Source organism: Streptomyces sp. CB02058 (assembly GCF_001905505.1).
Taxonomy (GTDB): domain Bacteria; phylum Actinomycetota; class Actinomycetes; order Streptomycetales; family Streptomycetaceae; genus Streptomyces.
This window is the reverse complement of record NZ_LIPG01000005.1, coordinates 265,206-277,794: the sequence shown is the minus strand read 5'-3', so window position 1 is coordinate 277,794 and position 12,589 is coordinate 265,206. Positions and strand designations below refer to the sequence as shown.

Below are 12,589 nucleotides of genomic sequence, written 5' to 3'. Positions count from 1 at the left end.
ACTACCCACCGGTCAGGCCCACATCATCACGCACGGAGCCCCGGTCGCGTCGGCCGATCCGCCCCGCGACAGGGCTCCGCCCCCGCACGCACGCGGGGAGGCGTGCACGTGCGGGGGCGGAATCGGGGGACGGGGCGTGGTCAGTCCTCGCCGAGGTACGCCTTGCGGACGCTCTCGTCGTGCAGGAGCTCGGCGCCCGTGCCGGACAGCACGATGCGGCCGGTCTCCATCACGTACGCGTGATCCGCCAGCGCCAGCGCGGCGCGGGCGTTCTGCTCGACGAGGAGGATCGTCGTGCCGGACGCCTTGAGCTCGGCCACGGTCGCCATGATCTTCTGCATCATGATCGGCGACAGCCCCATGGACGGCTCGTCCAGCATCAGCAGCGACGGCCGGCACATCAGCGCGCGGGCCATCGCGAGCATCTGCTGCTCACCGCCGGACATGGTGCCCGCCGGCTGGGAGCGGCGCTCCCGCAGGCGGGGGAAGAGCTCGTACGAGCGCTCGATGTCCTCGGCGATCGACGGGTCGTCCTTGCGGATGTACGCGCCGAGCAGCAGGTTCTCCTCGACGGTCAGCCGGGGGAAGATGTGCCGCCCCTCCGGCGAGTGGGCCAGGCCCAGCGAGACCACCTTGTGGGCGGGGACGCCCGCGAGGTCCTGGCCGTCGAAGCGGATCGAGCCCGCCGACGGGAGCAGCTGACCGCTCAGGGCCTGGAGCGTCGTCGTCTTGCCGGCGCCGTTGGTGCCGATCAGGGTGACGACCTGGCCCGCGTCCACGGTGAAGGAGATGCCCTTGACGGCCTCCACCTTCCCGTAGGCGACGCGCAGTTCGTTCACTTCCAGCAGCGCGCTCATGGCGTCTCCTCCTCGGCGGTCGCGGTGGTGGCACCGGGGGTGGACGGGGCGTCGCCGTCGAGCGCCTCCTCCAGTTCCGGCGGGGCGCCCAGATAGGCGTCGATGACGCGCGGGTCCGCCTGGACCACGGCGGGGGCCCCCTCGATGATCTTGCTGCCCTGGACGAGGACCGCGACCCGGTGGCAGAGGTTCATGATGAAGCGCATGTCGTGCTCGATCACCAGGATCGCCACGCCCCGCTCCCGTATCGCCAGGACCAGTTCCTCGGCCTCGCGGGTCTCCTGCGGGTTCATGCCCGCCGTCGGCTCGTCGAGCAGGAGCAGCGCGGGGTCGGACGCCATGGCACGGGCGATCTCCAGGCGGCGCTGGGCACCGTAGGAGAGGTTGCGGGCCAGTGAGTCGCCCTGGCCGTCCAGGCCGGTGAAGGCGAGGAGTTCGTCGGCCTTCGCCCGCGACTCGCGCTCGGTGCGCCGGTGGCGCGGGCCGTGGCCGATCGCGGAGAGCAGCCCGGCCCGGCTGCGGGTGTGGTGCCCGACCATGACGTTCTCGCGGACCGTCATGTTGGCGAAGAGCCGGATGTTCTGGAAGGTACGGGCGACTCCGGCGCGGGTGACCTTCGCGGGGCGCGGCGGCAGGGTCGCGCCCCGGAACCGCACCTCGCCCTCGGTGGGCACGTACAGGCCGGTCAGACAGTTGAAGAAGGTGGTCTTGCCGGCGCCGTTCGGGCCGATCAGCCCCACGATCTCGCCCGCGCGGACGGTCAGGTCCACGCCGTCGACGGCGGTCAGGCCGCCGAACCGCATGGTCACACCCCGGGCGTCCAGGATCGCTTCGGCGGTGGCCGCTTCCGCGGGCTCCGCCGCGGCGTGTTCGGTGGTCTCGGTCATGCCCTGGCCTCCACAGCGGCCTCGTGTGCCTCGGCTTGCGCCACTTCTTCCTCGTGGAACTCCAGTTGCCGCTTGCGGTCGGGCACCAGGCCCTCCGGGCGGTAGCGCATCATGAGGATGAGCGCGAGACCGAAGAGCATCATCTGGTACTTGCTGAAGAACTCGAACTTCGCCGGGATCAGGTAGAGCAGCGCGGCCCCGACCAGCGGACCCGAGATCGTGCCCATGCCGCCGAGGACGACGGCCGCCAGCAGGAACGCCGAGTTGGGCGGGGCGGTGTCGGCGAACTTGTAGTTGTCCGGTACCGCGTTGGTCTGGAGATGGGCCATGACCGCCCCGGCGAGCCCGGCCAGCGAGGCGCCGAGGCCGAAGGCCAGCAGCTTGAAGCGGAAGCCCTCGATGCCCATCGCCGTCGCCGCGGTCTCGTCCTCACGGAGCGCGACCCAGGCCCGGCCGACACGGGAGTTGCCGACCTGCGCGTAGACGAAGACCACCAGGGCGATCACCGCGAGCAGCAGCAGGTAGTAGTTGGCGAACCGGCCGAACGTCACACCGAGGACGGTGTGGCTCTGCCCGAAGTCGAAGCCGAGGACGCTCAGGTTCGGGATGGAGTTGATGCCGTTCGGGCCACGGGTCAGCAGCGGACCGGACGTGCCGTCGAGGTTGTTGACGGTGATGCGGAAGATCTCGCCGAAGCCGAGCGTCACGATCGCCAGGTAGTCGCCGTGCAGACGCAGCGTCGGCGCTCCGATCACCACACCCGCCACCAGCGAGACGGCCATGCCGAGCAGCGCCGCCGCCCAGAACGGCAGGGTGATCCCGATCGTGGAGAACGAGGACCCGGAGACCAGGGCGGCGGTGTACGCGCCGGTGCCGAGGAAGGCGACGTAACCGAGGTCGAGCAGTCCGACCATGCCGACCACGATGTTCAGCCCCAGCGCCACGGCGGCGAACACGAGGATGTTGTCCGCGATGGCGGTGTACTGCTCGTTGCTCTGGGTGAAGGGGAAGACGAGCGCGGCGGCCAGGGTGGCGACCGCGACGGCGATCCGGTGACGGGAGTTGATCTCGCTCATCCGCGCGGTGAGGCCGCTGACCACCAGGGCGCGCAGACCGAGTCCGGCTGCGGGCAGGAAGGCCAGGAACTCCTCGGCGGAGCCCGTGGTGATCCCGTACGTCAGCGTGTACATCGCGGCCAGGAACACCACGGTGATCAGGGCGACCTCGGCGGCGTGCGGCAGCCGTACGGCGGCCTTCCTGGCCACCGGCGCGTCCTCGCCCGGCGGCAGCCCGTAGGCCCCGGCGGTGAGCAGCAGGACGGCCGCGGCGGCGAGCCAGCCGCCCGGTTCGACGTTGACGGCGCCGCCCAGGGTGACGGCGATGGCGCCGACGGTGATCAGGGTGCTGGTCAGCGCGGCGAGCGCGGCGGCCCGGACGGCCCCGACCTGGCGCATCACGGCGAAGAGCAGGGTCAGCAGACCCGTGGCCAGCGTGACGAACTGGCTGCCGCCGGGATAGCCGGCCAGGGTCAGGTTGCCGGGGAACGCGGCGGTCCACGTCCACGGCAGGAACGGCGAGACGAGGGTCAGGGCGAGGCCGGTGCCGGTGAGGGCCTTGGCCACCACCGGGTTCATGGGCTTCATGGGCATCACGGATTTCATGGAACGCGCGGGGGTGCGGGCGTCGGAGGCGGGAGTCGTCGTCATCGCGGTCACGCCCTGTCCGCGACGCGTTCGCCGAGCAGGCCCTGTGGCCTGATCAGCAGCACGACGATGAGGATGACGAAGGCCCACACGTCCTTCCAGACGGACCCGCCGAACATCGACAGCGACGGGATGTGCGGGAGGATTCCGGAGGCGGCGGACTCGGCGACACCGAGCACCACCCCGCCGAGCATGGCTCCGCGGATGTTGCCGATCCCGCCGAGCACGGCGGCGGTGAAGCCCTTCAGACCGGCGATGAAGCCCATGTTGTACGAGATGAGCCCGAGGCGGAGCCCTTGGGTGATGCAGGCGACGGCGGCCAGCACGGCGCCGATCGCGAAGGCGATGACGATGACCCGGTCGGTGTCGATGCCCATCAGCCGTGCGGTCGCCGGGTCCTGGGCGGTCGCCTGCATGGCGCGGCCGGTACGGGTGCGGCGCACGAACCAGGCGAGGGCCGTCATGCACAGCGCGGCGACGACGACGGTCAGTACGGCCGCGTGGCTGATGGCCACTCCGCCGATCTCCAGCGGCTTGCCAGGGAGCTGGGGGAACGCCACGGGGGCGGTGACACCGACGGACTCGCCCGGCAGCGTGAAGAAGTTGAAGACGACCTGCTGGAGGAAGAGCGACAGGCCGATCGCCGCGATCAGCGGGGCGAGCCGGGGCGCCCGGCGCAGCGGCCGGTAGGCGAAGCGCTCGGCGGCCACCGCCGCGGTCACCGCGATGATGATCCCGGCGATCAGCAGGACGGGCAGGGCCAGCCAGAGCGAGACCGACTGGAGCCCGGGGACCCAGGCGTAGACGAAGAGGGCGCCGAAGCCGCCCAGCATGAAGATCTCGCCGTGGGCGAAGTTGATGAGCTGGAGGATGCCGTAGACCATCGTGTATCCGACGGCTATCAGCCCGTACATGGAGCCGAGGACGAGTCCGTCGGCCAGGAGTTGTATGAGTTCGGTGAGGGTCACCCGGGGTCCTTAGGGGCGGGGTGGATCTGGGGCGCTGGGTGCGGGGGCGGCGGGGCCGCGTCCTGGGCGGGTCCGGGACAGGCCGCCGGAGCCGGGTGGCCCGGGGGAGTCCTCGCGGGGGAACGGCCGGGTGCGCGGGAGGGCGGGCCGCCGGGGAAGAGGCGGCCCGCCCGCCGTGCGCCGCCGCTACTTCTCGACGGTGACGACCTCGACGCCGTCCTTCCAGGCGCCGTTCTGCACCGCGTTGACGCTGATCACCTGGTTGACGCTGTCCCCGAACTCGTCGAAGGCGACCTGGCCGGTGGCGCCGGAGAAGGAGACCTTCTGCATCGCGGTGACGACGTCGGGCCGGAGGTCCTTCACCGCGCCGATCTTCCCTTCCTTGCCCTCGGCCGCCGCCTTGACCGCCTGGATCAGGGCGGTCGTCGCGTCGTAGGTGTACGCGCCGAAGACGCCGTACGGCTCGGAGTAGCCGGCCGCCTTGTAGTCGGCGATGAAGCTCTTCGCCGAGTCGAGCGTGTCCACGGGGGCGCCGTCGGACGTCGTGTACGTACCGTTCGCCGCCTCCTTGCCCGCGAGCTCGACGAGCTTGTCGTCCTTCACGGCGTCACCCGCACCCATCGGGCCGTCGAAGCCGGCCGCCACGAGCTGCTTCTTCAGCGGGCCCGCCTGCGGGTACTCGCCGCCGTAGAACACGCCCTGCGCCCCGGAGGACTTGACGCTGTTGACGACGGCCGCGTAGTCGCTCTCGTCCGGGTTGATGCTCTGGTGGATGGCGATCTTGCCGCCGAGCTCCTTGTAGGCGTCGGTGAAGTTGACGACGATGCCGGCGCCGTACGTCTTCTTGTCGTCGACCGTGGCGATCTTCTTGATCTTGAGGTCGTTGAAGAAGTACTCCGCCATGACCGGGGCCGCCACCGCGTCCGTGGTGATGGTGCGGAAGTAGCTGGCGTACTCCCGCTTCGGCGTCTTCTTGTAGTCGGAGCCCTGGGTGAGGGTGGGGTTGGTGTTGGCGCCGGACACCTGGACGAGCTTCGCGTCGGCCAGGGTGGACTGCATGGCCGCGGACACCGAGGAGTTGTACGCCCCGACGACGCCGATCACGCTCTCGTCGGCGGCGAACGCGGCGGCGTTCTGCTGACCGATGTTCGGCAGCGCCTGGTCGTCCTTGGCGAGGAGCTCGAACGTGACGCCCGGGACGGTCTTGTCCTTGTTGGCCTTCTTCACGGCCAGCTCGGCGGCGTTCTTCATACCGAGGCCGACAGCCGCCAGGTCCTTCGAGAGCGGGGCGTCGAAACCGATGGTGACGGTGGTGGAGCCGCCGGCGGCATCGGTGCCGTCCCCGGTGTCCCGGCTGCCGCACGCGGACAGGGCGAGCGCCCCGGCCATGACGGGCACACCGATTCTGAGCAGGCGAACGTGACGCATGGTTCCTCCCCAAGACATGTCCGCGGCCGACGGGCGTCCGGGCTGCGCGGTGACTGAACGTTATGGGGGCGGTGGCTTGATCCAGGCTGTCTGCGCGGACGACGTTGGCGCCCTCACGTTGTCCGACCGGACAATGCGCGACACGCGAGGGACGCATTGCCGCGACCTGAGCGCGCGGAAACCCCCCATCCCGGGCGGCACAAGGGATTTCAGGGCTCCGGCAGCCCGGTCAGGAGGTCGGTCCGACCGCCGTACGGAGCTGGAGCATGGCCATCAGCCGCTGCTCCGGGTCGTCGAGGTCGAGGCCGCTGAGGGAGACCGCGCGCCGGATGCGGTGGCGCAGCGTGTTCGGGTGGATGTGCAGCCGCTCCGCGACCTTGGAGACGTCCCCGAAGGCGTCGAGGTACAGGAGCAGCGAGGACGCCAGCTCGGTGCGCTGTCTGCGGTCGCGCTCGATCAGCACGTCGAGCGCGGGATCGCGTACGTCGGGTCTGGAGTCCAGCAGTTCGAGGATCGCGCCGAGCGCGACGGAGGACCGCACGTCGTCGTACGTCGCCACCGCCCGCCCCGGGGCACCGGCCATCGCGTCCAGCACGGTGTCGGCGGTGCGCCGTGCCGTCGGGGCGTCCGCGAGCCGGGCCACCGGCCGGGCGAGCGCTCCCTGCACGGGCGTCCCGAGATGACTGCGCAGCGTGGACACCAGATCGGCCGCCCAGGCCAGCACCGCGGGATCGGACGGCGCGGTCCCGGCCTGCGGACCGGCGGCCCCGGACCCGCTGCCGGCCGCGGGCTCCTGGGCGCCGGGTCCTGGCGGGGTCTCCGGCAGCAGGACGTAGACCCGGCCGTCCAGCCGCGCCGCCACGGCGCTGCGCCGGTAGGCGGCGGCGTGCACGGCGACGATCCCGGCCGCCCGGGTCCTGCGCAGCTCCAGCTCGGGCCCGGCGGACCCGGTGGCGTCCTCGCGTTCCCGCAGGTCGAGCCCCATGACCGTGGCCCCGCTGTCGGCGGCCACCCCCAGCTGCCCGGCGGGCGAACCCGCGGTCAGCCGTCCGGCCAGCAGCCCCGCCACCAGCTCCTCGCGCAAGGCGGAGCCCGGTCCCGCCCTGCCGTGCCCGCGTACGAGGAGGAGCGCCGCCAGCCGGGCGGCACCGCGCAGCACCCGGTCGGTGCGCTCCTCCAGGGGACCCTGGCCCTCCTGCACCCAGATCGTCCCGAGCAGCCTGCTGCCCGCGCTGATCCCGGCGACCCGGCGGCTGCGGATGCCCAGCTCGGGTCTCTCCCGCACGGCCACGATCTCCTCGCCGCCCCGCAGCCGGGTGTAGACCCCCCAGTCGCGCAGGACGGCGAGGAACTCCTCGGGGCAGACCCGCCCGAGGATCGAGAGCCGGCGCAGCTCGTCGACCTGGTCGCCCGAGCGGCTGTACGCCAGGACGCGGTTGGCCGCGTCCTCGATGCTCACGATGCCGCCGGTGAGGGTCGCCACGGTCTGGGCGAGCGAGAACAGGTCGCCGTCCGTGCCGAGTTCCGCCGGATCGGGCACCCCGCCGACGGAGTCCACGACCGCGCGGGCCGCCGACTCCACCTGCTCCCAGCGGGCCCGCGGGTCCACGGCGAGCAGCGCGGTCCCGCACTCCGCGGCGGCCCTGCGCAGCTCCTCGCCGTCGTCGGCGCCGGTCTTGACGGCGACCGCGACCGCGCCGGCCCGTCCGGCGGCGATGAGCGCGCGCAGCGCGGCCCGGCCCCGGGCGCCGATCAGGAGCACCAGATCCCCCTGGCAGTCCAGGAGTTCGGTGTCGCACGGCTCGGCGATCACGACGTCGCGCAACGGCGCCTCCAGACCGCGCGGAGCCGTCAGCAGGTCCACGCCCGGACCGCCGAGCGCGCTCACCACGTGGTGCAGCTGGACGGCGGGCACAACGACCTCCCCACGATCGGCAGCTGCGTCAGCAGGCACGCTAGCGGCGGAGAAGGGGCGGCCGGGTTGTCCTGCCGGACAACATCTGGCGGCCCGGACTGTCGAGGCGTCCAGCGCGGTGGTGCCGGTCGTGGCGTGCGGGAGGCCGCGGGGTCAGCGCGCCGGGAAGGGGCTGGGCCCCGCCTCCCCCGTGCCGTCGAGCAGCCGCAGCTGGAGCATGGCCGCGAGCCGGTCCTCGGGGTCGTCCAGGTCGAGCCCCGTGCGCTCGGATGCCTTGCGCACCCGGTACCGCAGGGTGTTGGGGTGGACGTTCAGGGACTTCGCGACCCGGGTCACGTCGCCGAAGCCGTTCAGATACGCGAGCAGGGAGGCCGCCAGCTCCGTACCGTTCTCCGCGTCGTGGGCGACCAGCGCCTCCAGCCCCGGGTGGCGGATCTCGCGGTGGCTCTCCAGGACCTCCAGCAGATCGCGCACCATGAGCGACGCGGTGAGTCTGCTGTGGCTGTCCACGGCACGGTCGGGGGTACGGGCCATGACCTGGAGCGCGTGGTAGCCGCGGAGTTTGACCGAGGGGATGCCGTCGAGCCGCTGCGCGGTGCCCGCGACGGCCGCCTGGACCGGGGTCCTGTGGTGGCGGCGCAGCGTGGCGACCAGATCGGCGGCCCAGCGGAGCAGCGGCGCCTCGTCGGTGTGCCCCGCGGGGCCGGGCAGGATGGCGTAGATCTGCCCGCAGGCCTGGGCGACGACGGCGTTGGTCCGGTAGGCGGCGGCGTGCACGGAGACGATCTGCGCGGCCTCGGCCCGCCGGGCGTCGTGCCAGGCCGTGTCCCCGTCGTCCGGGTCGCGCAGGTCCACGGCGACGACGGAGGCGGACGCGGCGGGGGCGATCCCCAGCTGGGTGGCGAGCGCGGTGGAGTTGAACCGCCCGGTGAGCAGGCCGTGCGCGAGGTCGGCCCGTGCGGGGAGCCGGGCGGTGGAGTCGCCCCTGTAGTAGTGGTCGACCATCTGCGGCACGGCGAGCCGGGCGGCGCCCCGCAGCACCTCGTCCGTGCGGTCGGAGAGCGGGCGCCGCCCCTCCTGCACCCAGATGGTGCCCAGCGGCCTGCTGCCCGCGTTGATGCCGATGACCAGCCGCCGCCGCACCCCGAGGTCGGAGCGGTCCGGCACCTCGATCACCTCTTCCCCGGCGCGGGCCTGCCGGTAGACGCCCCACTCGCGGAGCAGGGCGAGGAACGCCTCGGGGCAGGCGCGGCCGAGGATGGACTCGCGCCGGAAGGCGTCGGCCTCCTCACCCGATCCGGCGTAGGCCACGATCCGGTGGGCGTTGTCCTCGACGGCGACGACGCCGTGCGTCAGCGTGACGACCGTCTGAGCCAGGGAGAAGAGGTCGCCCGACCGGTCCGCCGGCTGTGTCGCCCCGCTGTCCAGCAGCCCGCGCACCCGGGCCTCGACCTGGTCCCAGCGCAGCCCGTCGGGTACACCGAGCACGGAGACCCCGGCCCCCATGGCGGCGGCCCGTACGCCCTCGGTCAGTCCCTCGGGCCCGACCCGCACCGCGACGGCCACCGCGCCCGCCGCACCGGCGGCGCCCACGGCCGCCACCGCCGCGGCTCCCCGCGCCCCGGCGACCAGCACGAGCGCGCCGGGAACAGGGCCGAGCGCCTCCCCGGGCGCGGCGATGACCACCTGGGCCACGTCGTCGTCGGCGCTCCCTCCCGCCTGGACGACGGGAACCCCGAGATACGCGACGAGCAGCGGGAGAGCCACCCCGGCGCGGGGGCGTGCCGACGTGTCGCGTCTGTCAGCCAGATCCATGTGCGAAGGGTAAGGGCACTTCCTGGGAACGACGGTGGGCGTCTACAACGGTTCCGCTACTTCCCCGCCCGGGGTCCGTACACCCCCGTACCCAGGGGCTCTTGATCTCCGCCCGGCCGCCGGGCAATCCTTCGGCGGGCGGCCGAAAGCGGTCGGCGCCCGCCGAAGGGATGGATGGCCATGACCAGCGAGCACCCCGGGCTGTACGAGAGCTTCGACGACCGGTTCCGCGCGGGGCGGTGCATGAACGGGGACGACGGCCTGGAGGTCCTGTACACGGGCTGCCGCTGGGCCGAGGGGCCTGTGTACGTGCCCGCCTGGCGGCAGCTGGTCTGGAGCGACATCCCGAACGACCGGCTGCTGCGCTGGGACGAGGAGACCGGCGCCGTGAGCGTCTTCCGGCGCACCGCCGGGCACCCGAACGGCAACACCCTGGACCGCGAGGGGCGGCTCATCAGCTGCGAGCAGGGCAACCGCCGGGTGACGCGGACCGAGCACGACGGCACGGTGACGGTGCTGGCCGAGCGGTGGGAGGGCAGGCGGCTGAACAGCCCGAACGACGCGACGGTGAAGTCGGACGGCTCGGTCTGGTTCTCCGACCCGGACTTCGGCATCACCAGCGACTACGAGGGCTATCGCGCGGAGAGCGAGATCGGCGCCAACAACGTCTACCGCGTCGATCCGTCCACCGGCGAGGTGCGTCTGGTCGCCGACGGCTTCGGCGCGCCGAACGGGCTGGTCTTCTCGCCGGACGAGCGGCAGTTGTACGTCTCCGACACCCGCGCCGGCGTCGTCCGCGTCTTCGACGTACGCGAGGACGGCACGCTCTCGGACGGCGAGGTCTTCGCGGAGGCGGCGGCGCGCGGGGCCGCCCGCTTCGACAACCTCCGCTTCGACGACGGCGGCAGGCTCTGGGTCGCGGCCATGGACGACGGCGTGCACTGCTACGACCCGGACGGCACGCTGATCGGACGGCTCGTCGTCCCCGAGGCGGTCGCCAACATCTCCTGGGGCGGGGCCAAGCGCAACCGCCTCTTCCTCACCGCGGAGACGAGCCTCTACTCGGTCGTCATGGGGGTCACGGGCACCCACCCGACGGGCCCCGGACGCAGGCCCTGGCTGGACACGGCACGGTGAGACGGGCCGGCCGGCCCTGACGCGGGCCGGGCCGTTCCACGGTCCCGGGGCCGCCGCCGCGCGTCGCCCGGGACCGTACGCGCCTGTGCACGAGGTGCGAAGCCTGTGTTGCCTTGTGTTTACGCCGGATGACGCGCAGTCAACAGTGTGGCGCGGTCATGACAGCTGCCCGGGAATCCTTGCCCCTCCCGAACGCGCCCGGCCATCGTCGGATGCGGCGCACGAACCCCCGTACGCCACACCCGTCGGCGCGCCGGACCCAGGGGCGCGCCACCTTTCGAGGAGGACCTCTCGATGGCAGCAGTGCGCAACACCAAGCGGCGGATCGCCGCCGCGATCGCGACCGCGACGACCGTGGCACTCGCAGTCGGAGCAGGAGCGGCCTTACCCGCCCAGGCGGCCCAGCCGGAAGGCAGAGTCCTGCACGCCGGGGCGGCAGGGGCGGTGCCCGGAAGCTACATCGTCACGCTCAAGCAGACGGCCGGCTTCAAGGCGTCCGCGAGCGAGGGCAAGCGGCTGATAGCCGAGCACGGCGGCACGATCAAGCGCACCTACGCGTCGGCGCTGAACGGTTACGCCGCCACGCTGAGCAGCACCGAGGCCAGGCGGCTCGCCGCCGACCCGGCGGTCGCCTCGGTCGAGCAGGACCAGAAGGTCCACTCGACCGCCACCCAGACGAGCGCGCCCTGGGGCCTCGACCGGATCGACCAGACCAACCTCCCGCTGAGCGGCACGTACACCTACCCGGACACGGGCGGCAACGGCGCGACGGTCTACGTCCTCGACACCGGCGTGCGCATCACCCACCAGGAGATCAGCGGCCGGGCCTCGTACGGCTACGACTTCGTCGACAACGACGCCACCGCCCAGGACGGCGCCGGCCACGGCACCCACGTCGCCACGACCGTCGCCGGCACCACCTACGGCGTGGCGAAGAAGGCGAAGATCGTCGCGGTCCGGGTCCTCGGCAACGACGGCTCCGGCACCACCGCCGGAGTGATCGCCGGCGTCGACTGGATCACCGCCAACCACGTGGCCAACTCCGTCGCCAACGTCTCGCTCGGCGGCGGGGCCAGCACCACGCTGGACAACGCGGTACGCCGCTCCATCGCGTCCGGGGTGACCTACTCCATCGCGGCGGGCAACTCGGGCGCCCTGGCCTCCGCCTACTCACCGGCCAGGGTCGACACCGCGATCACGGTCGGCGCCACGACGAGGACCGACGCCAGGGCCACGTACTCCAACTACGGTCCCGTCGTCGACATCTTCGCGCCGGGCTCCGCCATCACCGCGGGCTGGAACACGTCGGACAGCGCGACCTACACCGGCAACGGCACCTCGTTCGCCGCCCCGCACGTCTCGGGCGCCGCGGCGGTCTACCTGACGAGCCACCCGGGCGCCAGCCCGGCGACGGTGGCCTCGGCACTCGTGAACGGCGCGACGTCCAACGTCCTCACCGGCGTCGGAACCGGCTCCCCGAACAAGCTCCTCAAGCTCGTCCCGTAAGTCCCGTAAGTCCCGTAAGACCCACAAGTCCCGCAGGACCCGTGCGTCCTGTGACACCACCGGCGGCCGGGGACCCGTGTGCCGGGGCCCGTACGGGGCGATCCCCCGTACGGGCCCCGGCTCCCGCCGTTCCCGGCCCTTCTCGGACGTACGGTCCGCCGGTTCCCACAGCGCATTCACAGGTGTTCTTCAGACGGTGCTCATCCCCGCGCCGCAAGGTGGACGCACACACCCCGCAAGGTGGACGCACACACCCCGCAGGGTGGAGGCACACACCCCGCACGGTGGGCGGCGCGCCCATCGAGGACGACCATGGAGACCCGACCGCAGGACCGTACACACCGAGCACCACCCCTGGACGGGCGTCCGCCGG

At 72.5% G+C, this 12,589-nt stretch carries 9 protein-coding genes; 2 read left to right on the top strand and 7 right to left on the bottom strand.

The window, feature by feature from the left end; all coding sequences use genetic code 11:
• Positions 1-140 precede the first annotated feature (140 nt).
• The 7 genes from AMK10_RS26220 to AMK10_RS26190 all read right to left on the bottom strand — a co-directional run bounded on the left by AMK10_RS26220 (position 141) and on the right by AMK10_RS26190 (position 9,573).
• A complete protein-coding gene (locus AMK10_RS26220; protein ID WP_073750419.1) occupies positions 141-857 on the bottom strand; it encodes an ABC transporter ATP-binding protein in 717 nt (238 codons plus the stop codon).
• Positions 854-1,744 carry an ABC transporter ATP-binding protein gene (locus tag AMK10_RS26215; RefSeq protein ID WP_073750418.1) on the bottom strand — a complete coding sequence of 297 codons (891 nt, stop codon included), beginning with the start codon at positions 1,742-1,744 and terminating at the stop codon, positions 854-856. Before AMK10_RS26215 ends, AMK10_RS26220 begins: the two co-directional genes overlap by 4 nt.
• On the bottom strand, positions 1,741-3,450 hold the full coding sequence (locus AMK10_RS26210; protein WP_073751018.1) for a branched-chain amino acid ABC transporter permease: 1,710 nt from the start codon (positions 3,448-3,450) through the stop codon (positions 1,741-1,743). The genes AMK10_RS26215 and AMK10_RS26210 overlap by 4 nt, the downstream gene beginning before the upstream one ends.
• Positions 3,451-3,455: 5 nt before the next feature.
• Positions 3,456-4,415: a branched-chain amino acid ABC transporter permease gene (locus AMK10_RS26205; RefSeq protein WP_073750417.1), complete on the bottom strand. Its 960-nt coding sequence runs from the start codon at positions 4,413-4,415 to the stop codon at positions 3,456-3,458.
• Positions 4,416-4,601: 186 nt separating this feature from the next.
• Positions 4,602-5,843 (bottom strand): branched-chain amino acid ABC transporter substrate-binding protein, encoded by a 1,242-nt coding sequence (locus AMK10_RS26200; RefSeq protein ID WP_073750416.1) that lies wholly within the window; start codon positions 5,841-5,843, stop codon positions 4,602-4,604.
• Between the two features lie 229 nt (positions 5,844-6,072).
• Positions 6,073-7,758, bottom strand: coding sequence for a PucR family transcriptional regulator (locus AMK10_RS26195; protein WP_073750415.1), 1,686 nt, complete (start codon positions 7,756-7,758; stop codon positions 6,073-6,075).
• A gap of 153 nt (positions 7,759-7,911) precedes the next feature.
• Entirely contained in the window at positions 7,912-9,573 is a 1,662-nt protein-coding gene (locus AMK10_RS26190; protein WP_073750414.1) for a PucR family transcriptional regulator, read from the bottom strand.
• 180 nt (positions 9,574-9,753) lie between these two features.
• Here AMK10_RS26190 and AMK10_RS26185 point away from each other — a divergent pair, with 180 nt between their 5' ends.
• The gene (locus AMK10_RS26185; RefSeq protein ID WP_073750413.1) at positions 9,754-10,710 is read left to right on the top strand and encodes an SMP-30/gluconolactonase/LRE family protein; all 957 of its coding nucleotides are present in this window, start codon (positions 9,754-9,756) and stop codon (positions 10,708-10,710) included.
• A 294-nt stretch (positions 10,711-11,004) separates the two neighbouring features.
• Positions 11,005-12,216, top strand: coding sequence for a S8 family peptidase (locus tag AMK10_RS26180; RefSeq protein ID WP_073750412.1), 1,212 nt, complete (start codon positions 11,005-11,007; stop codon positions 12,214-12,216).
• The last annotated feature ends 373 nt before the right edge of the window (positions 12,217-12,589 follow it).